The sequence below is a fragment of the Luteimonas chenhongjianii genome (assembly GCF_002327105.1).
GTDB lineage: Bacteria > Pseudomonadota > Gammaproteobacteria > Xanthomonadales > Xanthomonadaceae > Luteimonas > Luteimonas chenhongjianii.
This window is the reverse complement of sequence record NZ_CP023406.1, coordinates 233,540-259,448: the sequence shown is the minus strand read 5'-3', so window position 1 is coordinate 259,448 and position 25,909 is coordinate 233,540. Positions and strand designations below refer to the sequence as shown.

Sequence of the window (25,909 nt, the reverse complement as noted above, 5' to 3'; positions counted from 1 at the left end):
TCGGCTTGAATGAATTGTTAGGCGGCGCGTCATGACCTAGCGAGGACCTCGTAATGCGTCACAAATGGTTCGCGCTCCAGCAGATATTCGTCGTCTTCCGGGTAGTAACGCGCTCGCTCCCAGTCGGCTCCGGCAAATGAGCGGATGGCATCCATCGATTCCCAAAAAGTGATTAGTAGGAAGTGCGTTACACCATCATCTGTGCGCTGTAGGACTTGGACACCCTGGTTCCCTGGCGTGGACGCGTAGTCATTGAGGCCTGTGCGTACTAGATACGCGTGGTACGCGGCAGCTTTTTCAGAGGGAACGCGGCCATGCCAAGTTCTTGCAATCATGAATCCTCCGAAGTGTGCGATAGCGGCCTAACACTTGAGTTAAGCCGCGCCGCGGAGCGGCGGGGACTTCCTTCGATAAAGTGGACACCCGTTGGTTAGGCGCATGTGCGCTCGTACGCGGCGGGTGCGGTGTAACCCAGCGCCGAGTGTAGGCGCTGGTGGTTATAGAAGTCGACGTAGCTGCGGATGGCAGCGTGCAGGTCCTGGTCGCTGGCGAAGGTCTGCCGGTGATACAGATCTGACTTCATGGATTTGTTCCAGGACTCCATGTGCGCGTTGTCGTTCATGCGCTTGGGGCGGTTGACCGACTGGGCGAAGCCTGCGCGCTGTAACTGGCGCTTGAATTCGCCAGCGATGAACTCGATGCCGCGATCGCTATGGAACAATGTGCCCTGCGCGGGCTTACGCGTGCGCAGAGCCGCAGCAAGTGCGCGGCAGGTCAGCGTCGTCGTTCGATCCTTGCCCAACGCCCAGCCAAGCAGCCGCCGCGAGTGGCGATCCATGATCGTGGCGAGGTAGCGCCACTCGCCGCGCACCTTGAGATAGGTGACGTCGGCCACCCAGACCTTGTCGATGGCGCTGGCATCCACCGCGTGCGCACGGCTCTCGATGCTGGCGAGAAAACGGGCAAGCCCCGGCCGTCGGCGGTACTGGCGTGCGGAGCAGGCGCGAACGCCTGTTTCCCGCATCAATCGCTCGATCCGGCGCCGGCCGACTGACTCGCCCGACTGGCGCAGGGCTGCATGCACGCGTGGGCTGCCATAGGTCTCGCGGCTCTGTGCATGGACAGCGCGGATCCGGTCGACCAGAACCGCGTCGTCTTGAGCGCGCTGACTTGGCGGTCGCTGCTGCCACGCATAGAAGCCGGATGCGCTGACGCCGTAGAGCCGGCACATCGTTCTCACCGGGCAGGCTTCCTGGTGGTGCGCGATAAAGGCGAAGACGTCGGCTTTCGAGCCGAAGTGAACGCGATGGCTTTTTTTAAAAGGTCATGCTCGACCTGTAGCCGTTCGTACTTCCGCTTCACTTCGCGCAGCGCCTTGAGCTCTGCGGCCACTGTCCTGTCCAGCTCCGTACCCTTGGTCACGATCACTCCCTCGCGGGCCAACCTGCGCCAACGAGACAACATGAAAGGGTGGATGTAAAGCGACTCGGCAACGTCGGCGACGGAGACGCCGGGAAGCTCGCTCAGGCGCACTGCTGTGGCTTTGAACTGGTCGGTGTAACGGTAGGTTGTTCTGGGGCCTGGTGTTGGCATGGGAAGCTCCTGACAGTTAGGTCAGGGTGTCCACTAAAGCGAAGGAACTACCGCATCGGCTTGAATGACTTGTTAGGCGGCAAGCTAGCTGCCGCCCAACTTTTTTGGAAAGAGACTGCCCCAGAAGCCCCACAGCAGGCCCAGCGCGGCCACAACGCCGATGATCAGAAACACCTTGACTCCGACCCAAGCTCCCTGCGTGTACCCATACACCGCAGCAGGAAACAGAGCCACAAGGGCAAGCCAGCCTAGGGTGCGGAGGCAGATCGGGACGACCTGTTTGTTGAGTCTCGCGAATAGGGCCATTGCCGCCTAACAACTATTGGACCGCCTAAACGCGGTGTTGCACCGAGTATCGGGCACGGGGGCTGGCGCGGGAAGAGGGGAAATCCGACGGAGCATCAACGGCTTAGTGGATGGCCATGACGGTGATGGCGGGTAAGGCTGCCTGCGTTATCCGACCAAAAAGCGGGCGTATGAGTTACATCGGCGGAAACGAGGGTGTAACGGGCGCGCAGGCGCCCCGGTTGCTGGATCAGGTGCGGGCGCGTTTGCGGCTGCGGCACTACAGCCTGCGTACCGAGCAGGCCTATGTGGCGTGGATCCGGCGCTTTGTGCTGGCCAACGGTCGCCGCCATCCACGGGGGCTGGGGCTGGTCGAGGTGGAGGCATTCCTGAGCGGCTTGGCAACGCAGGGGCGGGTCTCGGCAGGCACCCAGAACCAGGCGCTGTCGGCGCTGCTGTTTCTATACCGCGAAGTACTGGATATCGACCTGCCGTGGATGGAGGGCCTGGTGCGGGCCAAGCGTCCGCGGCGTATTCCGGTGGTGTTGTCGCAGGAGGAGGTCGCGCGCCTGCTGTCTGCGCTGGAGGGGCCATGCTGGCTGATGGGCGGCCTGCTCTACGGCAGCGGCATGCGCCTGCTCGAGTGCCTGCGGTTGCGAATCAAGGATGTGGATGCCGCGCGCGGCGAGATCGTGGTGCGTGATGGCAAGGGCGGCAAGGACCGGCGCGTGCCCTTGCCCGCGAGCCTGCTGCCCGAGCTGGAGCGGCAGCGCGCCCGCGCAGTCCTGCAGCATGCCGCCGATCGCGAGCGCGGGGGCGGGCGTGTCCATCTGCCGCACGCGCTTGCGCGTAAATATCCGGGCGCGGATCTCGAGCCGGGCTGGCAGTACCTGTTCCCGTCGGCGCGTATATCCATCGATCCACGCACCGGTCGCGCCGGTCGCCACCATGTGTCGGAGGAAGTTTTGCAGCGTGCGGTGAAGGCTGCACGCCTGCGCGCGGGCATCGTCAAGCCGGCAACCTGCCACACCCTGCGGCATTCGTTTGCCACCCATCTGCTGGAGGCCGGCTACGACATCCGCACGGTGCAGGAGCTGCTGGGGCACAAGGATGTCGCCACGACGCAGATCTATACCCATGTTCTGGGCCGCGGGGCATCCGCGGTGGCGAGCCCGCTGGATCGGCTGCCCACTGGCGCGGCAACCTGGCCAGGCACGTGAGATGTGCGCCTGTTCAATCGCCGAGCAGGGCGCGATCGCGTACCGCGCCCTTGTCGGCACTCGTGGCCAGCAGTGCGTAGGCCTTGAGCGCGGTACTCACCCGGCGGGGGCGCGGGTTCCCGGGCTTCCAGCCGCGGGCATGCTGCGCGTCGCGGCGTGCGTCGAGTTCCGCGGAGTCCACCAGCAAGCTGATCGTGCGCGCGGGAATGTCGATCCGGATGCGGTCGCCATCGCGCACCAGGGCGATTGCACCGCCGGCAGCGGCTTCCGGCGACACATGCCCGATCGACAGGCCTGACGTGCCACCTGAGAACCGCCCGTCGGTCAGCAGTGCGCACTGCGCGCCCAGTCCTCTGGATTTCAGATAGCTGGTCGGATACAGCATTTCCTGCATGCCGGGACCGCCCTTGGGGCCTTCGTAGCGGATCACGACGACCTCGCCCGGCTGCACCACGTCGCCGAGGATGCCGGCCACGGCGTCCTCCTGGCTTTCGAAGACCCGCGCGGGGCCTTCGAACATGTGGATCGACGGGTCCACGCCTGCCGTCTTCACCACGCAGCCATCCGGGGCGAGGTTACCGGTCAGTACGGCCAGGCCGCCTTCGGGGGAGTAGGCATGGCCGGTGTCGCGGATGCAGCCGCCGGCGCGGTCGGCATCGAGCGACGGCCAGCGCGTCGCCTGGCTGAAGGCGGTCTGGGTGGGAATGCCGGCGGGGCCGGCGCGGAAGAACGTGTGCACGGCCGGGTCGTCGGTCGCATCGATGTCCCACCGGGCGATCGCGTCGCCCAGGGTCGGGGCGTGCACCGTGGCAACCCCGGTGTGCAGCAGGCCGCCGCGCGCGAGCGCGCCGAGGATCGCGGGTATGCCACCGGCGCGGTGCACGTCCTCGACGTGGTAGTCGGGCGAGTTCGGCGCCACCTTGCACAGCTGCGGCACGCGCCGCGACAGCCGGTCGATGTCGGCCATCGTGAAGTCCACCGCGGCTTCCTGCGCCGCGGCGAGCAGGTGCAGGATGGTGTTGGTCGAACCGCCCATCGCGATGTCCAGTGTCATCGCGTTCTCGAAGGCCTCGAACGTTGCGATGCCGCGCGGCAGGGCACTCGGGTCCGCGGCGCCGTACCAGCGGTGGCACAGCTCGACGATGGTGCGTCCCGCTCGCAGGAAAAGCTCCTCGCGATCGGCGTGGGTAGCCAGCAGGGTGCCGTTGCCGGGCAGCGCAAGCCCCAGTACCTCGGTCAGGCAGTTCATCGAGTTCGCGGTGAACATGCCCGAGCACGAGCCGCAGGTCGGGCAGGCGCTGCGCTCTACATCGGCGACCTGGGCGTCGCTCGCCGCCGGGTCGGCCGCCATCACCATCGCATCCACGAGGTCGAGTTTGCGGCTGTCCTCGCTGCCGTCCGCGAGCCGCGTCTTGCCGGCTTCCATCGGCCCGCCGGACACGAACACCACCGGCACGTCGAGCCGCAACGCGGCCATCAGCATGCCGGGGGTGATCTTGTCGCAGTTGGAGATGCACACCAGCGCATCGGCGCAGTGGGCATTGACCATGTACTCCACCGCGTCGGCGATCAGCTCGCGGCTCGGCAGCGAATACAGCATGCCGTCATGGCCCATGGCGATGCCGTCGTCCACGGCGATGGTGTTGAACTCCCTGGCCACGCCACCCACGCGCGCGATCTCGCGCGCCACCAGCTGGCCCATGTCCTTGAGGTGCACGTGGCCCGGGACGAACTGGGTGAACGAGTTGGCGACCGCGATGATCGGCTTGTGGAAGTCCTCGTCACCCATGCCGGTCGCGCGCCACAGGGCGCGGGCGCCTGCCATGTTGCGGCCGTGGGTGGAAGTTCTGGAGCGGTACTCGGGCATCGCGGTTCCTGGCGCGCCGGATGTGCCGGCGCTGGTTCGAAGGGCGGGGCGGCATTGCCGCCACCGTCTGGTCAGTCGCGCAGTTCTGCGACCTGGCACGCGGTCTCGATGCGCGAGAGCACCGCCGTCGTGGCCTCGCGGGTCGAAACTGCCGCGCCGGTTTGCGCCAGGTCCGCAGTGAACACGCCCGCCGCGAGCGCGCCGTCCACGGCGGCCTCGATACAGGCCGCTTCGCGCGCCAGGTCGAGCGAATGACGCAGCAACAGCGCGGCGCTGAGGATCGCGCCGTAGGGATTGGCGATGCCTCGGCCGGCGATGTCGGGCGCCGAGCCGTGGATCGGCTCGAAGATGCCTCGGGCACGCCCCGACGCAGTGGAGCCGGCGCCGGGCATCGCGTCATCGCCGAGCGAGGCCGAAGGCAGCAGACCCAGTGAGCCGGCCAGCATCGAAGCCTCGTCGGTCAGGATGTCGCCGAACATGTTCTCGGTCACGATGACATCGAACGCACGCGGCTTCGACAGCAGGTGCATCGCCATCGAATCCACCAGCTGGTGCTCGAGGGTGATGTCGGGGAACTCGTCGCGTGCGATGCGGCTGGCGACATCGCGCCACAGCCGCGAGGTCTCGAGCACGTTGGCCTTGTCGACCGAGATCACATGGCCACGTCGATCGCGTGCGAGCAGGCAGGCGCGGCGCACTACACGTTCGATCTCGTGCACGCTGTAGCGGCACAGGTCGCTGGCGGTGTCGGCATCGCGGGTCTTGTCACCGAAGTAGATGCCGCCGGTCAGCTCGCGCACCACCAGCAGGTCCACGCCGGCGAGCAGATGCGGCTTGATCGGCGAGGCGCCGAGCGCGGCCGGATGCGGCTTGGTGGGGCGCAGGTTCGCATACAGCCCCAGAGCCTTGCGGATCGCCAGCAGGCCCTGTTCCGGGCGCACGCTGGCATTGGGATCAGACCACTTCGGGCCACCCACCGCGCCCAGCAGAACCGCGTCGGCAGCGCGCGCCGCGGCCAGCGTGGCGTCGGGTAGCGGCGTGCCGGTGGCGTCGATCGCGGCCCCGCCGATGAGGTGCTCGTGCAGGGAGAAGCGATGGCCGAAGCGCGTCGCCACCGCCTGCAGCACGTCGACCGCGGCGGCGGCCACCTCGGGGCCGATCCCGTCTCCGGGCAGAACGACGATGTCAGCGTGCATGGTGGGTGTCCTCGTAATTGCGGATGTCGGCCCTGCGCGCAAGCAGGAAGCCCATTTCGTCGACGCCTTCGAGCAGGCAGGTCCGCGCGAACGCATCGAGCGCGAATGCATGGACGCTGCCGTCCGGTGTTCGCAGTTCGCACGCGATGATGTCGACGGTCAGCACGTCGTCGGGTCGCGTCATCAGGTCCTGCACCACGTGCTCGGGCAGCACGACCGGCAGCAGGCCGTTCTTCAATGCGTTGCCCCGGAAGATGTCGGCGATCTCGCTGCTGACCACGACCCGCAGGCCCAGATCACGCAGCGCCCACGGCGCATGCTCGCGCGATGAGCCGCAGCCGAAATTCCGGCCCGCCAGCAGCACCGAGCGTCCGGCGTTGTGCGCCTGGTTGAAGGCGAAGTCCGGACGGGCGCTGCCATCCTCGCGCCAGCGCCAGTCGTTGAACGCATAGCGGCCGAGCCCCTTGCGCTCGGTCGTCGAAAGAAAGCGCGCGGGAATGATCTGGTCGGTGTCGATGTTGGTCTGCGGCAGCACCACGCTGGCCGAGCGGACCGGGAATTCCGAAACGTGGGCGGTGGACATCAGGCCACCTCCCGCCGGTCGACGAAGCGTTCGCGTGGGTCGGCCACGACGCCGCGCACCGCGGCCCACGCAGCCGTCGCCGGCGAGGCCAGCAGCGTGCGTGCGCCGGGGCCCTGACGGCCTTCGAAATTGCGGTTGCTGGTGCTCACCGCCAGCTGGCCGGGCGCAACCAGATCGCCGTTCATGGCGATGCACATCGAGCAGCCCGGCTCGCGCCATTCGGCGCCGGCATCGCGGACGATCCTGTCGATGCCTTCGGCCTCGGCCTCGCGCTTGACGATCTCCGAGCCCGGCACGACCAGCATGCGCACGCCGGCCGCGACGCGCTGACCGCGCAGCACCTCGGCGACCTCGCGCATGTCGCGCAGGCGGCCGTTGGTGCAGGAGCCGACGAACACCACGTCGACCGGCATGCCGGCCAGCGACTGGCCGGCGATGACGCGCATGTAGTCCTGGCCTTTCTGTTCGGCGGCATCGGTTGCGACCGGCACCGGCACGTCGACGCCGATCGCGGTACCCGGGTGGGTGCCCCAGGTGAGCGTCGGACGGATGTCCGCGGCATTGATTCGGATCTCCACATCGAAGTGCGCGCCTTCATCGCTGCGCAGCTGTCGCCAGCGGGCGAGCGCAGCGTCGAGATCGGCGCCCTTTGGCCCGCGCGGGGTGCGCGCGATCCAGTCGAACGTGGTGTCGTCGGGCGCGACCATTCCGGCGCGCGCGCCGGCCTCGATCGACATGTTGCACAGGGTCATGCGCTGCTCCATGTCCATCGCCTCGATGGTGGAGCCGCGGTACTCGATCACGTGGCCGGTACCGCCGTTGACGCCGATGACTCCGATCGCATGCAGGATCACGTCCTTGGCGCCGACGCCAGGCGCAAGCGCACCGTCGATGGTGATCGACATGGTCCTGGGCCTGCGCTGCAGCAGGCATTGCGTCGCCAGCACGTTGCCCACTTCGCTGGTGCCGATGCCGAACGCCAGCGCGCCGAACGCGCCGTGCGTGGAGGTGTGACTGTCGCCGCAGACAATGGTCATGCCGGGCAGGGTGAAGCCCTGCTCGGGTGCGACGACATGCACGATGCCGCGCTGGTCGGAGTCCATGTCGAACAGCTCGATGGCGAACTCCGCGCAGTTCGCCGCGAGCATCTCGACCTGGGCGCGTGCGGCATCGCTTGCGTAGCGCGGATTGCCTTGCGCATCGCGGGGGAGCGTCGGCGTGGAGTGGTCCATCGTCGCCTTGGTGCGCTCCGGGCGGTGCGGCCTGAGGCCGCGCGCGCGCAGCTCGGTGAAGGCCTGCGGCGAGGTGACCTCGTGGATCAGGTGCAGGTCGATGTACAGCACCGCGGGCGCGGCCTCGGTCTCGGGAGTCACGATGTGGGCGTCCCACAGTTTGTCGAACAGGGTGCGTGGCGTGCTGGCGGTCATTGCGGGCTCTTGATGCTTGATTCGGAGTGGCGCGCGCGGACGCGCGAGAAGACGCGGGCAGTCGGGGCGCTACGAGCGCCTGCGGGCGCCCCGCGGGAGATGGACCGGTCAGGCATGCGCGGCCTGCGGCGCCGCGGCGCGCGGACGGTGCAGGATGCGGTTCGCGACATCGAGCCACGCCAGCGCGCTGGCCTCGATGATGTCGCGGCTGGTGCCGGAACCCTCGTGGACGTCGTCGCCGTGGCGCAGGCTGACACTGGCCTCGCCGCGCGCATCGCGGCCCACGCCGACGCTGTGCACCTGGTAGCTTTCCAGGGCCAGTTCGACCCCGGTCGCGGCGGCCAGTGCGGCGAACAGCGCATCGACCGGGCCATCGCCAAGCGCGCTTTCGGTGACCTTGCCGCCTTCCGGATCGGACAGCTCGACCTGGGCGCTGGCGCGCTGGCCGCGGTCGCTGACGGTCATCGAGGCCAGCCGCCAGCCCCGCCCGTGCACGTCGCCGTGCAGCAGTGCCTCCAGATCGTTGTCATCGACCACGCGCTGGCGCTCGCACAGCGCCTTGAACGCGGCGAAGACCTGTTCCAGCTGCGGCTCGTCCAGCGTGTGGCCGAGCGCGCGGATGCGATGGCCTACCGCGGCGCGGCCACTGTGGCGGCCCAGCACCAGCTTCGAATCCGGCCAGCCCACATCGGCCGGATTCATGATTTCGTAGGTGCCGCGGTGGCGCAGCATGCCGTGCTGGTGGATGCCCGATTCGTGCGCGAACGCGTTCTCGCCGACGATGGCCTTGTTGCGCTGGATGGCCATGCCAGTCAGGCGACGCAGCAGCTGCGAGGTCGGGACCAGGCGGCGCGTGTCGATCCGTGTGTCCAGGTTGTAGAACGCGTTGCGGACCTTCAGCGCCATCGCCAGCTCCTCGACCGCGCAGTTGCCGGCACGCTCGCCGATGCCGTTGACCGTGCATTCCACCTGGCGCGCGCCGCCCTCGATGGCTGCCAGCGAGTTGGCGACCGCCAGACCCAGATCGTTGTGGCAATGCGCACTGAAGATCACCTCGCGCGCGCCGGGAATCGTTCCGATCAGGCGCGCGAACAGTGCCCTGGTTTCCTCCGGCGTCGCGTAACCCAGCGTGTCGGGCACGTTGATCGTGGTGGCACCGTTGGCGATCGCAACGCCGATCACCTCGCCCAGGAAGTCGTCTTCGGTGCGGGTGGCATCTTCGGCCGAGAACTCGACATCGCCGATCAGGCGCCGTGCATGGGCCACGCTCGCCGCGGTCATGTCCAGCACCTGCTGACGGCTCATGCGCAGCTTGTGCTCGCGGTGCAGCGGGCTGGTCGAGATGAAGACGTGCAGGCGTGGATTCGCGGTGCCGTCCAGTACCCGCGCCGACGCTTCGATGTCGGCCGGCAGGCAACGCGACAGGACCGCCAGTGTCGGCCGGCGAACCTCGCGCGCGATCAGGCGTGCGGCCTCGCGATCGGATTCGGAACTGGCGGGAAAGCCGGTCTCGATGATGTCGACGCCCAGGGCGTCAAGCGCACGCGCCATCACCACCTTCTGCTGCGGCGTCATGCTGCAGCCGGGCGACTGTTCGCCGTCGCGCAGGGTGGTGTCGAAAATCCGGATGGTGTCGGAAGCGGTCATGCGGGGAGTTCCCTGGAAAGTGCGTGTGGCGGGCATGCGGCGCGGGGACAAGGCGCGGGTCGAAGTCGCGGTTCGCCGCCCCCGGGCGGCGCGCGTGCAGCGAGGTCGTTGCGGCGTCGCGGGGTCGCCGCGCGCGCGGCGGACGCGAGCGGCGCGAGTGCCGCCGTCCCGGCCGCGGTGGCGCGCGGGGAGCGACGCGGCCACTGCAGTGGGCCTGGATGCACGTTCGACCGAAGCCACGTCAGCAAGCCTGCGCCAGGGTTGCCGAACGCGATCCTGCGCCTGCCGCCGGCGCGGCCTGCGGCCAGCTGGCGCAGCCGCAAACGCCCGGCCGGCGCATCACCGGCATTCGTTTGCGGGGCATGGCCTGCGTCGGATCGGCTCATGCTCAGACCGCCGTCAGCCAGCCGCGCGCAGCCTCGGCTTCACCGCGTACGACGCGCGCATACAACGCGGCCAGTTCGCGGGTCACCGGGTTGTCGCCATAGCTGCGACCTTCGACGCCGTGCACCGGCGCGACTTCGGCGGCGGTGCCACAGGCGAACACTTCGTCGGCGTCGAACAGCTCCTCGAGGGTGACTGTGCGCGACTCCGCGCCGCTCAGGCGGATGAGGGTGTCGCGGGTGATGCCGGGCAGCGCGTCGCGGTGCTGGACCGCGGTGACGCGGCCTGCCCTGACGATGAAGACGTTGGCGCCCGTGCATTCGACGACGAAGCCGTCGGCATCGGTGAACAGCGCCTCGTCGAATCCACGCGACCTGCTCTCGCGCTTGGCCAGGATGGAGTTGACGTAGGCGCCGCACAGCTTCAGCGGCGGCAGCGAGTCGGCGGGATTGCGCCGCCACGTGCTGATGCCCAGTCGCGCGCGGGTGCCGCCAAGGTGCACCCGGGTCGAGGTGGTCGCGACCATCAGGTGTTCGGCGTGGCCCTCGACATCCAGGCCGAAGCCGCCTTCGCCGAACCACGTCAACGGGCGGATATACGCATCGCGATGCCGGTTGGCGCGCAGCGTTGCCAGTACCGCGTCGGTGGCCTGCGCGGGATCGAAGCGCATGCCCAGCAGCGCCGCGCCTTCGCGCATGCGCGCCATGTGCTCGGGCAGGCGGAACACCGCGGCGCCATCGGCGGTCGCGTAGCTGCGGATGCCTTCGAACACGCCGCTGCCGTAGTGCATCGCATGCGTGGTCAGGCCGGCCTGCAGCGCATCGATATCGCACAGCACGCCGTCGAACCAGACCTGTGGACGCGCGGGTACCGCCGGCTCCGCGATCGATGGCGGCGGCGCCTGCGCAGCTTCGGCAGTGGCGTTCAACGACACTGCGACACCTCCACCGAGACGCAGTCGTAGAGCTTGGCCAGCTGGCCCTGCAAGCTGCCCGCGGGGCGGTCGCCCTCGACGGTCATGCGCAGCTTCCAGTGCTCGCTGTGACCGTGCGTGTCGCCCTCGAACGAGACCGGGCGGAAGCCGCGGCGCTCGGTCGTGCCGAGCACGCGCACCAGCGCGCCTTCGGCGCGGCGCAGGGTCATCTCACACTGGTAATGCATGGCTCGACTCCTCGGATGGCGTGGTGACTACGGGTTCGGATACAGGCGCGACGGATGTGCCGACATCGAGCGAAGTGATTTCGTCGGCATCGAGCATCTGCGCGTTGTTGTGGTTGGGCGGTACCAGCGGCCAGACGTTGGCGGCGGTGTCGATGGCGACGTGCAGCAGGGCCGGGCCGTCGGCTGCAAGCAACGCGAGCAGTGCGGACTCGACATCGGCAGCCTTGTCTACCGAGAGCGCCTGGATGCCGAATGCGCGCGCGACCTCGGCAAAGTCCGGGTTGTCGGACAGGTCCACTTCCGAATAGCGGCGCTGGAAGAACAGCTCCTGCCACTGGCGCACCATGCCCAGCGCCTGGTTGTCGAGCAGGATGATCTTCACCGGCACGCCGTAACGCTTCAGCGTGGCCAGCTCCTGCACGTTCATCAGGAACGAACCGTCGCCGCTGACGCAGATCACGCGCCGCGACGGGTCTTCGATCTGCGCGCCGATCGCAGCCGGCAGGCCGAAGCCCATCGCGCCGAGCGCGCCGCTGGTGAGGTGTTTGCGCGGATGGTCGAAGCGCCAGTGCTGCGCGACCCACATCTGGTGCTGGCCGACATCGCAGGCGACGGTCGCGTCGGGTGCCAGCTCGCTCATGCGCTTGAGCAGCGCCGGGGCAAAGACCTTGTCGCCCGGCGCGTCGTAGCGCGCGGCGAAGGTTTCGCGGCGCTGCGCGCACAGCTCGCACCACGCGCTGCGCGCCGCGGCGTGCCGGCCCCGCATCTGCGCCGCGCAAGGTGCGCCCAGGCGCGACAGGCTCGTCGTCAGGTCGCCGCACACCGGCACATCCGCCGCGCGCAGCTTGCCGACCTCGCAGCCGTCGCCATCCAGATGCACGATGCGCGCCAGCGGTGCGAATTCGGCCAGCTTGCCGGTCGCCCGATCGTCGAAGCGCGCCCCGACGACGATCAGCAGATCCGATTCCTGCACCGCCAGGTTCGCCGCGCGTGTGCCGTGCATGCCCAGCATGCCCAGATTCGCCGGATGCGCCGACGGGAGCGCGCCCAGTGCGCGCAGCGTCAGCACGGTCGGGATCCGGGTCAGATCGGCGAACTCGCGGAATGCCTCCAGCGCATCGCCCAGGATGATGCCGCCGCCGCCGTAGACCACCGGCCGCTGAGCCTGGGAGATCAGCGCGGCGGCCTGATGCAGGGCGTGGTCCGCGCAGGGCGGCATCGTGTCCACCTGCCCGGGCACGTGCGCGCGCAGGTGCGTGGCATCGCCGGTCTGCACGTCCTTGGGCAGATCGATCAGCACCGGACCTGGACGCCCGGAGCGCGCGAGGCGGAATGCTTCGGCGACAACGTCGGGCAGTTGGTCGACATGGCGCACGAGAAAGCTGTGCTTGACGATCGGCAGGGTCATGCCGAACACGTCGAGCTCCTGGAAGGCGTCCGTGCCCATCAGCGGCGTTGCCACCTGGCCGGTGATGATCACCATCGGTACCGAATCGAGCATCGCATCGGCAATGCCGGTGATCAGGTTCGCGGCGCCCGGGCCGGAGGTCGCCACGCAGACACCGACGCGCCCGCCGGCTCGCGCGAAGCCGTTCGCTGCGAACGCCGCGCCCTGCTCGTGGCGAACCAGCACGTGCCTGAGCGCCGCGCCGTGCAGCGCGTCGTAGAACGGCATGATCGCGCCGCCCGGATAGCCGAAGATCGTCCCGACCCCCTCGGCTTCCAGCGCGTGCACCAGCCAGCGGGCGCCGTTCATCAGGCGGCCTCTGGCCGCAGGTCTTCGGCGGGGGTGTGCGCCTGCGCTGCCGGCCTTGTCGCAGCAGCGCCGGACGCGTCCTGCAGCCACACCATCTTCTCCCGGAGCGCCCGGCCGACCTGCTCGATCGGATGGTCCAGATCCGCCTGCCGCAGGCGCCGGTAGTTCGGCAGGCCGGCTGCATGCTCGGCGACCCAGTTGCGGGTGAAGGTGCCGTCCTGGATGTCGCTCAGCACCTCCTTCATGCGCGCCTTGACGCTGGCGTCGATGATCCGCGGACCACTGACGTAGTCGCCGTACTGCGCGGTCTCGGACACGAACTCCAGCATCCGGGTGATGCCGCCCTCGTAGAACAGGTCGACGATCAGCTTCAGTTCGTGCAGCACTTCGTAATACGCGATCTCGGGTTGGTAGCCGGCCTCGACCAGCGTCTCGAACCCGGCCTGCACAAGCGACGACGCACCGCCGCACAACACCGCCTGCTCGCCGAACAGATCGGTCTCGGTCTCTTCCTTGAACGTGGTCCTGATGATGTTGGCGCGCGCGCCGCCAAGGCCCGTGGCATAGACCAGTGCCAGCTGCTCGGCCCGGCCAGTGGGATCCTGGTGCACGGCATAGATGCAAGGTACGCCGCGGCCGATCTCGTATTCGCGGCGTACCAGTGCGCCGGGGCCCTTGGGCGCGACCAGCACCACGTCCAGGTCCGCGCGCGGGGCGATCATGTCGAAGTGCACATTGAGGCCGTGCGCGAACAGCAGGCAGGCGCCCTGTTTCATGTGCGGGGCCAGCACGTCCGCATACAACTGCCGCTGCACCATGTCGGGGGTGAGCACGGCGACCAGGTCGGCGGCGGCGACCGCATCTGCCGGCGGTCTCGGAACGAAGCCGTCGGCCCTGGCCTTGTGGTCGGTCGGTCCGCCGGGCCGCAGCCCCACGGTGACGTCGAAGCCGGAGTCACGCAGGTTCAGCGCATGCGCGCGGCCCTGGCTGCCGTAGCCGACGATGGCGATGGAGGGTTTGCCGTTGCTGGTCATGGGCGTTGATGTCCGATCAGGGGTGGGAAGAGGCGCTGTTGCAGGCGATCCGCTGCGGTGGGAGCTGCGGCTCGCTGGCGGGCGATCGCGATGTCCGGCTTCGTCCGGCTGGTGAAGGCGAGGCGTTGGCGGAGCCCCCGCTGGCGCGCGCATTCGCGGCCGGCGCAATGCCGCGCTCGAAGGCGGGTCCGGTGGGTGGCGTGATCGGGGCAGTGGCTGGCGGACATGGCGGGCTCGCGTTCGGTGCGGTCTTGCGAGGGCCGGGCAAACAAAAACCCCGTGCCTCTCGGCACGGGGTTCAGGTTCTTTCGACCTTGGGTTTCGTATTCGCTACACGAACCCCATCCCCGCGCCGGACTGGACGGTAATAAGGAGTACGAGAAGGAGAAGGGCCGAGGTGAGCGCGAGCGGCAGGCGCGTGTCACGCGCGCCAGGGCGGGCGGAAATTGCGGTCTGCGGGTGGCTGCTGCGCTGCGTCATGGGTCGAGAAAAGCACGGGCTCGCGCAGTGCGTCAACAGTTACTTTGACAACGATTTCGCTGGGCGCCTGCGGTGCCGCTGCCGCAACAGCTTCAGCGCCGCGGCTTCCCACTGGCGTTCGCCGCGCGCATTGCCTGCAGCGCGCTGCAGGCCGCCGTCGCGCCAGGCCGCGTACAGCACCGGATCGATGTAGGCCTTGCGACAGACCGCGACCGTGTTGCCGAGTGCATCGGCGACGTCGGCGATCACGATCTTCTCCTGGGTGGCCAGCGCGCGCTCGCTCGGCGCGCCGCCGTTGCCGTCTTCCGGCAGGGGCATTGAAGCGAAGCGCCGGAATGCCATCAGCGTGCCGCCCCAGGTGCGGAAGTCCTTGGCCGTGAACGCGCCACCCATCGTCTCGCGCAGGTAGTCGTTGACCATGCCCGAATCGATGCCGTGCCGTTCTCCGTCATCCCCGATGTACTGGAACAGCGATTGCCCGGGCAGCTGCTGCACCTTGCGTACCAGCGCGGTCAGTTTCGCGTCGTCGAGTTCGATCTCCTGTTCCTGGCCGCTCTTGCCGCGGAACCGCAGCAGTGCACGACCTGCGCCGAGCGGCTTGAAATGACGGTTGCGCAATGTGGTCAGGCCGTATGAGCCGTTACTGCGGGTGTAGCTGTCGTTGCCCACACGAACGAAGGTCTGCGCCATCAGCGACACGACGATTGCCAGCACCTTGTCGCGCTGCAGATCCGGCAACCTCAGGTCACGGCCCAGCGCACGGCGCAGTCGCGGCAGCGCGGTGCCGAAGGCAACGATGCGGTCGAACTTGCCGTGCCCCCGCACCTCGCTCCAGTCTGGGTGATAGCGGTACTGCTTGCGCCCGCGCGCATCGCGCGCCGTGGCCTGCAGGTGGCCGTTGGCGAGCGTGCAGATCCAGACGTCGCGATATGCCGGCGGAATCGCCAGCCTGCGCACCCGCTCGAGCGTGGCGCCATCGCGCACGACCCGGCCATCGGCATCGCGGTAGCAGAAGCCCTTGCCGGCGCGATGGCGACTGAGCCCCGGCTGGTCGTCGCAGACCCAGCGCAGTCCGGCCTCGCGCGCGGCGAGGACATTCTGGTGATCGGGCTGGGCGCCCGCCATGCCGGCCGTGGATTTCATCAGCGGCTGGATAGCAACCGCTCGATCAGTGGATTGTGAACAGGACGCTGCGCGCTTCACCCCGCGGGCACGAGTCGCTTCCCACACTCGCTGCACACCCAATCAGGAGTATCGCCATGAAGACGATGCGCAAGACCATTCTGGCCGCCGCGATTGCGGGTTCGATGATGTTCGCGGGCGCTGCAATGGCCCAGCAGGCCGATCGTTCCGACCGCACCACCGCCGCGCAGACCGAATCCAACCAGCCGATGTCGGACACCTGGATCACGACCAAGGTCAAGGCCGCTCTGCTTGCCGACGGCGACGTGTCCGGACTCGACATCACCGTGGAAACGGCGAACGGCACGGTAAGCCTGTCGGGCGATGTCGACAGCCGCGACCAGATCGATCGCGCAACCGCGATCGCCCGTGATATCGAAGGCGTGCGCGCCGTCGATACCAAGCAGCTGGCCGTCAACGCCTCGCGCGACCGCGCCGCCGATCGCCGCGCCACGAACGCCGATGGCGACCGCAACACCGGCGCTGCAGCGGATCGCAACGACCACAGGGACCGCGGCGACCGCAATGCGGACAACGATCGCAAGGACCGCACCGTGGCGGCGAACACCGAATCCAACCAGCCGGTCTCCGACACCTGGATCACCACCAAGGTGAAGGCCGATCTTCTCGCGAGCAGCGACGTGTCTGGCCTCGACATCAGTGTCGAGACCGCCAACGGGATCGTCAGCCTGTCGGGCGATGTCGACAACCGCGGCCAGATCGAGCGGGCGACTGCCATCGCGCGCGATATCGAAGGTGTGCAGCGCGTCGATACCAGCCAGCTGAAGGTCGGCAAGAACGGCAACCGCAGCGCCGGCAACAACTGACGCGCCTGGTGTGTTGAAAAGGCCTCCCTGCCGGGAGGCCTTTTTTTTGCCCGCGGCGGGGTCGGCGCGACCTGCCTGGCGCGCTCGCAATCGCGGCGAGTCGCCATGGATTCAGGCGTCGAGGAGCATCCGGCGCAGCGCGTCTGGTTCACGTCCGAGGCGGACCCCCTGTGCCGGCCGCGCCAGACACGCAGCCAGGGCGGGTGGCACCGGCACGGCATGCCCGACGAGCGGCTCGACGATGGCATCGAACTTCGCCGGGTGCGCGGTCGCCACGACCGCCCAGTCGCGCCGGTCGCCGTCGGCGCGCAAGGCCTCGAGGAGATGCAGGCCGGCGGCAGTGTGCGGACAGGGCACGATGCCGTGCCGCGCTTCCGCGTTGCGGATCGTCGCGCGGATGGCGGCATCGTCGACCGAGCGGGCCACGAACGCGCCGCGGAGCGCGACATCGTCGCCATGCCAGTGGCGCAGGCGCTCGAAGTTGCTCGGCGCGCCCACGTCCATCGCATTGGCAAGCGTGGCGCGCGTCGGCTGCGGCAGGTAGCCGGCACCGCCGAAGAACCGCGGGAGAGTGTCGTTGGCATTGCAGGCCAGGCGGATCTCGCCCAGCGGCGCGCCCATCGCGCGCGCGATGAAGGCCGCGCAAGCGTTGCCCAGATTGCCGGTGGGCACGATGACGTTCAGCGGTCGGGCATGGGCTGCGTAATGGTGCGCGGCCGCGTGTGCGTAATAGGCCGCCTGCGGCAGCAGGCGCCCGAGGCTGATGCTGTTCGCAGTGGTCAGCGGCCTGCGGGCGCGCAGGTCCGCATCCGACAGGGCGTCCTTGGCCAGCCGCTGGCAGTCGTCAAAACTGCCGTCGATGCGGAATGCGCGCACGTTGTCGCCCCAGCACTCGAGGCCGTGCGCCTGGCGCGGCGACACGCGTCCTTCGGGATAGAGGATCACGACCGCGAAGCCGGGGCGGCGATGGAAGGCCGAGGCGACTGCAGCGCCGGTGTCGCCCGAGGTGGCGACGAGGATCGTGCTGTCGGCCGCGTGCGGCGTGCGCAGCGCGGACAGCGCGCCGGCAAGGAACCTGGCTGCGTAGTCCTTGAAGGCCGCAGTGGGGCCGTGGAAGAGTTCGAGCAGATGATCGCCATCGCCCGCGAGCGCACGCAGCGGCGCAGGCCAGGCGAAGGCATCCGCGCACAGGCCCGGCAGGTGCGACTGGATCCTCGAGCCGGCGAACCAGGGCGCCAGGGTCGCCAACGCGGTGTCGGCGAGCGAGTCGCGCGGGCGGGCCAGATCGGCGGCTGGAATCGTGTCCGGGACATACAGGCCGCCATCGGGCGCGAGGCCGGCCACCAGCGCCGCGTCGATGTCCACGGCCGGCGCCTGGCCGCGGGTACTGACGAACTTCATGCCGGTGGTGCCTGCAGCAGTTCCGCGCGCTGCCCGGCGACGGGCGACACGTAGGCGCGGGCGTCGAAGCCGGCCATGGCGAAGCCGGCGCGCATCGCCGGCGCCGCGCGCTCCGCAGCGGCGCGGGATTCGAACCACGCGAACACGCTCGGCCCGCCGCCGGAAATGCTCGCGCCCAGCGCGCCGTGCTCGAGCGCCGCGCGCTTGACCGCCTCGAAGCCGGGAATCAGCGGGGCACGCCGCGGCTCGACCAGGACATCGCGCAGGCCCGCACGGATCAGCGCCGCGTCGCCGCGCTGCAGCCCGGTCAGGAACAACGCCAGGTGCGCCGAATGCGCGACCACGTCGCCGAGACCGTAGGGCGCGCCCAGCACGGCCCGCGAGCGTCGCGTCTCCAGGGTCTGGTCCGGGTGCACCACCACCGCGTGCAGCCAGGCGGGTACGTCGAGCGCGATCGCCTGCTCGGGCGTGGAGAGGGTGATGCCGCCGAGCAGCATCGGCGCGACGTTGTCGCCATGCCGCGCGCCGGATGCGACCGATTCGCCATCGAGCGCGAACGGATACAGCGCCGCGCGCGTGAGTGGCGCATCGAGCAGGGCGTTGGCCGCCACCAGCGCCGCCACGCATGACGCCGCCGATCCGCCCAGCCCCGAGCCGAGCGGAATGCCCTTCTCGAGCGTCAGCGCGAAGCCGAACGGCAGCGACAGCGCCTCGCACATCGATTGCAGCGCGCGACCGGCGGTGTTGTCGCTGGCGGCCAGCGGCAGGCGGTCCGCGCCGGCGACAGCGCCGCCGATCGCTTCGATGCGCACTTCGCGCTCGGCGATGCGGCGCACGTGGGCAATGTCGCGCGGCCCGTCAATCACGTGGCCCAGCACATCGAAGCCGACCCCGATGTTGCCGACGCTGGCCGGGGCGAAGGCACTGGCGCCGCGTGCGACCGGTGCCCGCCCACCATCCGGGACGGACGCGGTCATGCGTGCCGCCAACCGGCGCGTGCGCCGAGTGCGTGGGCGATCGCGAGCACGTCGCCGAACACCCCGGCGGCGGTGACCTGCGGACCCGCGCCCGGGCCCTGCACGACCAGCGGGTTGTCCGCGTAGCGCGCGGTGGTGAACTGGACGAGGTTGTCGGTCAGGCGGGTGTGCATGCACGCATGATCCGACGGCAGCGCGGATACGCCAACAGTCGCGCGGCCCGCGGCGTCGAGCCGGGCGACGTGGCGCAGCCCGCGACCCTGCGCGTGTGCCGCGTCGAGCCGTGCCTGCATCGGTGCATCCAGGGCCTCCAGGCTGCCGAGGAACGCATCCAGGGACAGATCGCGCAGGGCTTCGGGCACCAGGTTCTCCACCTCCACATCGGCCAGCGACAGCGTGCGCCCGGCCTCGCGGGCGAGAATCACCAGCTTGCGCGCGACGTCGAGACCCGACAGGTCGTCGCGCGGGTCGGGCTCGGTGTAGCCGAGTGCGCGTGCCTCGCGGACCAGCGCCGAGAACGGGCGACTGCCGTCGAAACTGTTGAACAGCCACGCCAGCGTGCCCGACAGCATGCCGTCGATCGAATGCAGGGTGTCGCCGGTATCGATCAGGTTGCGCAGCGTGGCGATGACCGGCAGTCCGGCGCCGACCGTTGCTTCGTACAGGAAGCGGCTGTGGCCCGTCACGCGCGCCTCGGCGATACGGGCGTACCGCGACCACTCGCCGCTGCCCGCGTGCTTGTTCGGAGTGACGATGTGGATGCCGGCTGCCAGCCAGTCGGCATACCGCGCCGCGACCGCGTCGCTGGCGCTGCAGTCGATGATCATCGCGTGCGGCAGGTCGCTGGCGCGGACGTGCGCGGCGAACGCGTCGAGGTCACAGGGGTCGGCATCGTCGCCGAGCAGGGTCGCCGCCGACGCGGGCGCGAGTGCCGTGCCGGCGAGATGTATGCGACGGCTGCCGGCGATCGCGCGCAGGCGCAGGTCGACCCCGGCACGCGCCCGCAGGCCGGGCATCACGTCATCGAGTTGCGCGAGCAGTGCCCGGCCCACGTTGCCGGGGCCGATGAGGCCGACCGATACCGTCTGCGGCGACAACCAGAAAGTGGCGTGCGCGGCGCGCAGCGCGCGCTCGGCATCGTCCTGCGCGATCGCGACCGACAGGTTGCGCTCGCTCGCGCCCTGGGCGATCGCGCGGATGTTCACGCGCGCCTGCGCGAGCCCCTCGAACAACCGCGCGGCCACGCCCCGGTTGCCGCGCATGCCGTCACCGACGGCGGCCAGTACGCACAGCCCGGTCTGCATGCGCACACCTTCGACCTGGCCCGCGGCGATTGCACCGGCGAACGCCGTCTCGATCGCGGCGCGACCGCGCGCCGCTTCGCTGCCGCGTACCACGCAGCAGATCGAATGCTCGGACGAGCCCTGGGAAATCATCGTCACCGACACGCCAGCGCCGTGCAGCGCGGCGAACAGCACCTCGGCCACGCCCGGCACGCCGACCATGCCGCTGCCGACGAGCTCGAGCACGGCCATGTCGTCGACGATGCTCAGGCCCTTGACCGGCGAACGCGCCGGTTCGCCGCGGCTGTCGATGCGGGTGCCGGGCGCGGCGGGGTCGAGCGAACTGCGGATCATCAGCGGGATGCCGCGGACCTGCAGCGGGGCGATGGTTCGCGGGTGCAGGACCTTGGCGCCGAAGTAGGCGAGCTCGCAGGCTTCCGCATACGTGAGGGCGTCCAGGCGCACTGCGTCGGGCACCAGCCGCGGGTCGGCCGAGAGCACGCCATCGACGTCGGTCCAGATGGTCACCGTGCTCGCGTCGAAGAGATCGGCCAGCAGGGCCGCCGAGTGATCGCTGCCGTTGCGGCCCAGGGTGGTCGCGTGGCCATCTGCGGTGCGCGCGATGAAACCGGTCGCGACCACGTTGCGCTGTGGATGCCGCGCGCGCCATGCGGCCAGCCGCTGCAGGCTCGCCTCGCGATCGATGTGCACGCCGATCTCGCCCGCCTGCACCACCAGCACCTCGCGCGCGTCGAGCCACGCCCAGCCGCCGGCCTCACCGCCCAGTGCGGCGTGCATCAGCCAGGCGCTGCACAGCTCGCCATGTCCCCAGATGCGCTCGGCAAGCCGGGTGGCCACGGCGCCACGTGCCTGGGCCAGCGCCTCGAGATCGGCTCCGAGCGCCTGGGCCTGCGCGTCGAGTGCGGCAAGCAGCTTGTCGCGACACGCGGCCCCGGATGCGCGCGCGGCGTCGGCATGGCGCGTCCGCAGCCGCTGCGCACCGTCGTGCCAGGGGGCGCCGCTGCGTGCGGCCTCGACCAGTTCGACCAGGGCGTCGGTGACTCCGCGCATCGCCGAGACCACCACGACACTGCACTGGTCGTGCGCTGGGGCCGCGAGCCGCGCGGCTGCTTCGATGCGAGCGGCATCAGCGACGCTGCTGCCGCCGAACTTGTGCAGATGCAGCGGAAGGGACGAGACGGGAAACGGGCGGGCGGACATCGTGGGCTCCTTGGGATGGGGCCCCGCGTCTCGGTCCAGGTCGGCGGTACAGCCGCACCCGGATCGGGTGCGGAGCGGCGTGCTGTCAGTCGGACACGCCAGTCCGCACCCGGGTTCGGGTGGTGCCGGTCGTGATGGTGGTGAACGCGTCCGCGCACCCATCGCATCGCCTGCTGCAGCGGCAGCTTGCGGAGGCGAACGGCGTGCAGTCGGCGGCCAATGGCATGGCCCGAGCTTCCCCCTCGATGGTGCGCTGCGTCAAGGGCCGTGCTCAACATCCCGCTTCCATGGCCGCTAACAGAAACAGAGGGATCGACAGGGGACAGGGCAATGACGGACATGCAGGCGAGGGCAGAGGCCACGGCCGGAGCCACCGTTCCGGGAAGGTGCGGGGATCTGCCCGATGCGCCGGTCGGACTGTTGCGGCTCGATGCCGACGGCTGCCTGATCGAGGCCAACCGCGCCGCGATCGACCTGCTGGGCCTTGCCGGCGCCGCCCTCGATGGGCGCACCCGGGGCCTGCCCTGGGGCCTGACGGTCGATGCATTGACCGGGCGCGACGGCATCTGGCTTGCGCCTGGCAACGACCCCGCCGCGCGGGTTCGCTACCAGGCCGACAGCGAACGTGGCGGCTGGGTGCTGTCGCTGCCGCATGCCGAGACCGCGGCGCTGCTGCGCGAGGTCGCTGGCCTCGCCGGTGGCGATGGACCCGCGCCTGCGCTCGCCGTGCTGCAGCCGCTTGCGTGCCAGCTCGAGGAGGCTGCGGCCGCGCACCACCTGCTTGATGGTATCGGCGGCCTGTTGAGCCGCTGCGACCTGGACCTGGCATCGCTGTGCGACGCCACCGACGACCGCCCGCTGGCGCGGCGCTTGTCCGCCGGCTTCGGCAACCTGGCCGAGGCCATCCGCCAGGCCGTTGCCCTGTCGGTCGGCATCGCCGACGAGGTGCCGCATCTGGTCGGGGAGAACGACGACCTGGTGCGCCAGTCGCAGGCGCAACTGGAGGCGCTCGAGTCCGTGCAGGCGGCGAGCCGGCGTCTGCTGGCCGACCTGCAGGCGGTGGCCGGCGATCTGCAGGCCGTGCGCGAGGTGGCTGGCAGCGCCGACGCCCGTGCGCGCGAGGGCATCGAGGCGGCGCGGGCGCTTGCCGACTCGATGGCCGCCGTGCAGCAGCGCTCCGCGCGGGCCCACAGCGTGATCGAGGTCATCGACACGGTGGCGTTCCAGACCAACATCCTGTCGATCAATGCCAGCATCGAGGCGGCGCATGCCGGCGAAGCGGGGCGCGGCTTCGCAGTGGTCGCCAGCGAGATCCGTCGCCTGGCCGACCAGGCGGCCAGCGCTGCGCGCGACGTGCGCGGGATCATCGGCGAGACCGTCTCCGCGCTCGGCGAAGGCGCCGCGTCCGCACGCCACACCGGCGAGGTGCTCGATGGCATCGGCGAACTGCTGGGCGGCGCGGGCCGCGCGATGGCCTCGGTGGCCACCCGCGTCGACGCGCAGAGCGGCGAGATCGCCGCGATCGATCGCGCCGTCGAACAGGTGGTCACGCTGGGACGCAGCAACCTCGAACATGCCGCGCAGGTCGCCGAGCGCAGCGAGGGCCTGGGCCGTGATGCCGCCACGCTGCACGACGGCGTGCGCCTGTTCCGCCTGCCTGCCGATCCGATGGCGACGCCGCGCCATGCCTGCGTGCGCGACCTGGCGCAGACCGCGGCATCGCGCATCGGCGATGCGCTGGACGCGGCGATTGCCCGGCGCGAGATCGATACCGAAGCGCTGTTCTCGCGCGACTACGCTGCGGTGCCCGGCGTCTCGCCGGCGAAATACAGCACCAGCTTCGATGCGCTGTGCGATGTGGTCCTGCCGCCGCTGCAGGAACCGGTGGCTTTGGCGCATCCATGGATCGTGTTCGCGATCTGCGCCAATCCCGATGGCTACGTACCCACGCACAACCTTCGCTTCAGTCAGCCCCTGACCGGCGATCCGGCGGTCGATCTCGTCGGCAACCGCACCAAGCGCATCTTCGAGGACCGCGTCGGGCGCAGCGTCGGCGCGCATACCGACCCGTGGCGGCTGCAGGTCTACCGCCGCGACACCGGACAGATCATGTTCGACCTGTCGGTGCCGGTGTTCGTGGCCGGCCGGCACTGGGGCGGGTTCCGGGTCGGTTACAGCCTGGAGTAGGCGCGGCGTGGCGCGCGCGTGGCGCCGTGGCTGGCGCCGCCTGCCGCTTCGCGATCTAATGCCCGGGAAGCGGGGGTACCGGCATCACGCCGGTTGAGACAGTCCCTTCGAACCTGATCCGGTTGATACCGGCGTAGGGAGCTTCGCAGCACCCGCCTGGCGCCCGTCGTCCGCACCCTTGGTGCGGCCCGGGCCCTTCGGGGCCGCGCCGCCGCTTCGTCCCGTTCCCAGCGAACACGCCACAAGGACGAATGCCATGAATGCCGAGCCATCCACGCTGCAGCAGCAGACCGACCAGCTCTCGGGATCGGTGACACGCCCGATTCCGGGTTCCCGCAAGATCCACGTGCAGGGCACGCGCCCGGACCTGCGCGTGGCCATGCGCGAGATCGTGCAGACCCGCACGCCGACCCTGTTCGGCGGCGAGGACAACCCGCCGGTCACCGTCTACGACCCCTCGGGGCCCTACACCGATCCGCAGGCCACCATCGACCTTGCCGCCGGGCTGGCGCCCTTGCGCGCGCGCTGGATCGAGGAGCGTGGCGACACCCGGCTGCTGCCGGCCTTGAGTTCGGCCTTCGGTCGCGGCCGCGAGCATGATCCCCGGCTCGACCATGTGCGCTTTCCGGCGCGGACGCTGCCCCGCGTGGCGAACGCCGGCGCCAACGTGACCCAGATGCATTACGCGCGCCGCGGCATCGTGACGCCGGAGATGGAATACGTCGCGATCCGCGAGAACCAGCGCCTGGATCTGGTGCGCGATGCACTGTTGCGCCAGCAGCACCCGGGCGAGGCCTTCGGCGCGCACATCCAGCAGGTGATCACCCCGGAATTCGTGCGCGACGAGATCGCCCGCGGCCGCGCGATCCTGCCGAGCAACATCAACCACCCCGAAAGCGAGCCGATGATCATCGGCCGCAATTTCCTGACCAAGATCAACGCCAACATCGGCAACTCCGCAGTGAGCTCGGGCATCGCCGAGGAAGTGGAGAAGCTGGTCTGGGCGATCCGCTGGGGCGGCGACACGGTGATGGACCTGTCGACCGGCAAGCACATCCATGAGACGCGCGAGTGGATCCTGCGCAACTCGCCGGTGCCGATCGGCACGGTGCCGATCTACCAGGCGCTGGAGAAGGTCGACGGCCGCGCCGAGGAGCTGACCTGGGAGATCTTCCGCGACACGCTGATCGAACAGGCCGAGCAGGGCGTGGACTACTTCACCATCCATGCCGGCGTGCTGCTGCGCTACGTGCCGCTGACCGCCGGCCGCATGACCGGCATCGTCTCGCGCGGGGGTTCGATCATGGCCAAATGGTGCCTGGCGCACCATCGCGAGAGCTTCCTCTACGAACACTTCGAGGACATCTGCGAGATCATGAAGGCCTACGACGTGGCCTTCTCCCTGGGCGACGGCCTGCGTCCTGGCTGCATTGCCGATGCCAACGACGCCGCCCAGTTCGGCGAACTCGAGACGCTGGGCGAGCTGACGCGGATCGCGTGGAAGCACGACATCCAGACCATGATCGAAGGGCCTGGCCATGTGCCGATGCAACTGATCAAGGAGAACATGGACAAGCAGCTGCGCGAGTGCGGCGAGGCGCCGTTCTACACGCTCGGTCCGCTGACCACCGACATCGCGCCGGGTTACGACCACATCACCAGCGCGATCGGCGCGGCGATGATCGGCTGGTACGGCTGCGCGATGCTCTGCTACGTGACGCCCAAGGAGCATCTGGGCCTGCCCAACCGCGAGGACGTGCGCGACGGGATCATGGCCTACAAGATCGCCGCCCACGCGGCCGATCTTGCCAAGGGCCATCCGGGGGCGCAGGTGCGCGACAACGCACTGTCGAAGGCGCGATTCGAGTTCCGCTGGCAGGACCAGTTCCACCTCGGGCTCGATCCCGAAAAGGCCGAAGCCTTCCACGACGAGACCCTGCCCAAGGACGCGCACAAGGCGGCGCACTTCTGCTCGATGTGCGGTCCGCATTTCTGCTCGATGAAGATCACCCAGGACGTACGCGATTACGCCGCGGGGCAGGGCGTCACCGCAGTCGACGCGCTGGCTGCAGGCATGGCGGAAAAATCCGCCGAGTTCCGCGCCCAAGGCGCCGAGGTCTATCGCCCCGGCTGAACATTCGCCCCGGCCCTCGCATGTATTGCACGAGGGTCGGGGTATGTTCAGGACCGGTATCGGG

The 25,909-nt window shown here is 69.4% G+C and carries 20 protein-coding genes and 1 riboswitch; of the genes, 4 read left to right on the top strand and 16 right to left on the bottom strand.

Features of this window, described 5'->3' with window-relative positions; genetic code table 11:
- Positions 1–29: 29 nt before the first annotated feature.
- The 3 genes from CNR27_RS15870 to CNR27_RS01115 all read right to left on the bottom strand — a co-directional run bounded on the left by CNR27_RS15870 (position 30) and on the right by CNR27_RS01115 (position 1,593).
- Complete coding sequence (locus CNR27_RS15870; RefSeq protein WP_096296552.1) at positions 30–335, bottom strand: antibiotic biosynthesis monooxygenase family protein; 306 nt, start codon at positions 333–335, stop codon at positions 30–32.
- A 95-nt stretch (positions 336–430) separates the two neighbouring features.
- Positions 431–1,267 carry an IS3 family transposase gene (locus CNR27_RS01120; protein ID WP_245815782.1) on the bottom strand — a complete coding sequence of 279 codons (837 nt, stop codon included), beginning with the start codon at positions 1,265–1,267 and terminating at the stop codon, positions 431–433.
- Entirely contained in the window at positions 1,237–1,593 is a 357-nt protein-coding gene (locus CNR27_RS01115) for a transposase (RefSeq protein WP_096296550.1), read from the bottom strand. The genes CNR27_RS01120 and CNR27_RS01115 overlap by 31 nt, the downstream gene beginning before the upstream one ends.
- Positions 1,594–2,069: 476 nt before the next feature.
- Between CNR27_RS01115 and CNR27_RS01105 the strand changes: the two genes are divergently transcribed.
- Positions 2,070–3,098 carry an integron integrase gene (locus CNR27_RS01105; protein WP_096296548.1) on the top strand — a complete coding sequence of 343 codons (1,029 nt, stop codon included), beginning with the start codon at positions 2,070–2,072 and terminating at the stop codon, positions 3,096–3,098.
- Positions 3,099–3,111: 13 nt separating this feature from the next.
- Here CNR27_RS01105 and ilvD read toward each other — a convergent pair whose 3' ends face one another.
- The 10 genes from ilvD to CNR27_RS01055 form a co-directional block, all read right to left on the bottom strand.
- A complete protein-coding gene (gene ilvD, locus CNR27_RS01100) occupies positions 3,112–4,965 on the bottom strand; it encodes a dihydroxy-acid dehydratase (RefSeq protein ID WP_096296547.1) in 1,854 nt (617 codons plus the stop codon).
- A gap of 71 nt (positions 4,966–5,036) precedes the next feature.
- A complete protein-coding gene (gene leuB / locus CNR27_RS01095; protein WP_096296546.1) occupies positions 5,037–6,161 on the bottom strand; it encodes a 3-isopropylmalate dehydrogenase in 1,125 nt (374 codons plus the stop codon).
- On the bottom strand, positions 6,151–6,744 hold the full coding sequence (leuD, locus tag CNR27_RS01090) for a 3-isopropylmalate dehydratase small subunit (RefSeq protein WP_096296545.1): 594 nt from the start codon (positions 6,742–6,744) through the stop codon (positions 6,151–6,153). Before leuD ends, leuB begins: the two co-directional genes overlap by 11 nt.
- Positions 6,744–8,171, bottom strand: a complete 1,428-nt coding sequence (leuC, locus tag CNR27_RS01085; protein WP_096296544.1) for a 3-isopropylmalate dehydratase large subunit — start codon at positions 8,169–8,171, stop codon at positions 6,744–6,746. The genes leuD and leuC overlap by 1 nt, the downstream gene beginning before the upstream one ends.
- A gap of 108 nt (positions 8,172–8,279) precedes the next feature.
- Positions 8,280–9,818: a 2-isopropylmalate synthase gene (locus CNR27_RS01080; protein WP_096296543.1), complete on the bottom strand. Its 1,539-nt coding sequence runs from the start codon at positions 9,816–9,818 to the stop codon at positions 8,280–8,282.
- 388 nt (positions 9,819–10,206) lie between these two features.
- Positions 10,207–11,136 (bottom strand): aminotransferase class IV, encoded by a 930-nt coding sequence (locus tag CNR27_RS01075; RefSeq protein WP_123832961.1) that lies wholly within the window; start codon positions 11,134–11,136, stop codon positions 10,207–10,209.
- On the bottom strand, positions 11,127–11,363 hold the full coding sequence (locus tag CNR27_RS01070) for an ACT domain-containing protein (RefSeq protein WP_096296541.1): 237 nt from the start codon (positions 11,361–11,363) through the stop codon (positions 11,127–11,129). Before CNR27_RS01070 ends, CNR27_RS01075 begins: the two co-directional genes overlap by 10 nt.
- A complete protein-coding gene (gene ilvG, locus CNR27_RS01065) occupies positions 11,347–13,119 on the bottom strand; it encodes an acetolactate synthase 2 catalytic subunit (RefSeq protein WP_096296540.1) in 1,773 nt (590 codons plus the stop codon). The genes CNR27_RS01070 and ilvG overlap by 17 nt, the downstream gene beginning before the upstream one ends.
- Entirely contained in the window at positions 13,119–14,153 is a 1,035-nt protein-coding gene (ilvC, locus tag CNR27_RS01060; protein ID WP_096296539.1) for a ketol-acid reductoisomerase, read from the bottom strand. The genes ilvG and ilvC overlap by 1 nt, the downstream gene beginning before the upstream one ends.
- A gap of 519 nt (positions 14,154–14,672) precedes the next feature.
- The gene (locus tag CNR27_RS01055) at positions 14,673–15,776 is read right to left on the bottom strand and encodes a DNA topoisomerase IB (protein WP_096296538.1); all 1,104 of its coding nucleotides are present in this window, start codon (positions 15,774–15,776) and stop codon (positions 14,673–14,675) included.
- A gap of 116 nt (positions 15,777–15,892) precedes the next feature.
- Here CNR27_RS01055 and CNR27_RS15640 point away from each other — a divergent pair, with 116 nt between their 5' ends.
- On the top strand, positions 15,893–16,642 hold the full coding sequence (locus CNR27_RS15640) for a BON domain-containing protein (RefSeq protein WP_245815696.1): 750 nt from the start codon (positions 15,893–15,895) through the stop codon (positions 16,640–16,642).
- A gap of 111 nt (positions 16,643–16,753) precedes the next feature.
- Here CNR27_RS15640 and thrC read toward each other — a convergent pair whose 3' ends face one another.
- Genes thrC through thrA form a run of 3 tightly spaced genes read right to left on the bottom strand, consistent with a single transcriptional unit; the run spans position 16,754 to position 21,524 of the window.
- Positions 16,754–18,043, bottom strand: a complete 1,290-nt coding sequence (gene thrC, locus CNR27_RS01040) for a threonine synthase (protein ID WP_096296537.1) — start codon at positions 18,041–18,043, stop codon at positions 16,754–16,756.
- Positions 18,040–19,020, bottom strand: a complete 981-nt coding sequence (locus tag CNR27_RS01035; protein ID WP_096300138.1) for a homoserine kinase — start codon at positions 19,018–19,020, stop codon at positions 18,040–18,042. The genes thrC and CNR27_RS01035 overlap by 4 nt, the downstream gene beginning before the upstream one ends.
- Positions 19,017–21,524, bottom strand: coding sequence for a bifunctional aspartate kinase/homoserine dehydrogenase I (thrA, locus tag CNR27_RS01030; RefSeq protein WP_245815695.1), 2,508 nt, complete (start codon positions 21,522–21,524; stop codon positions 19,017–19,019). The genes CNR27_RS01035 and thrA overlap by 4 nt, the downstream gene beginning before the upstream one ends.
- A gap of 339 nt (positions 21,525–21,863) precedes the next feature.
- Here thrA and CNR27_RS01025 point away from each other — a divergent pair, with 339 nt between their 5' ends.
- Together CNR27_RS01025 and thiC are read left to right on the top strand one after the other, a co-directional pair.
- Positions 21,864–23,711 (top strand): methyl-accepting chemotaxis protein, encoded by a 1,848-nt coding sequence (locus CNR27_RS01025; protein WP_096300134.1) that lies wholly within the window; start codon positions 21,864–21,866, stop codon positions 23,709–23,711.
- 61 nt (positions 23,712–23,772) lie between these two features.
- Positions 23,773–23,868, top strand: a riboswitch (TPP riboswitch).
- Between the two features lie 99 nt (positions 23,869–23,967).
- A complete protein-coding gene (gene thiC, locus CNR27_RS01020) occupies positions 23,968–25,845 on the top strand; it encodes a phosphomethylpyrimidine synthase ThiC (RefSeq protein ID WP_096296536.1) in 1,878 nt (625 codons plus the stop codon).
- Positions 25,846–25,909 lie beyond the last annotated feature (64 nt).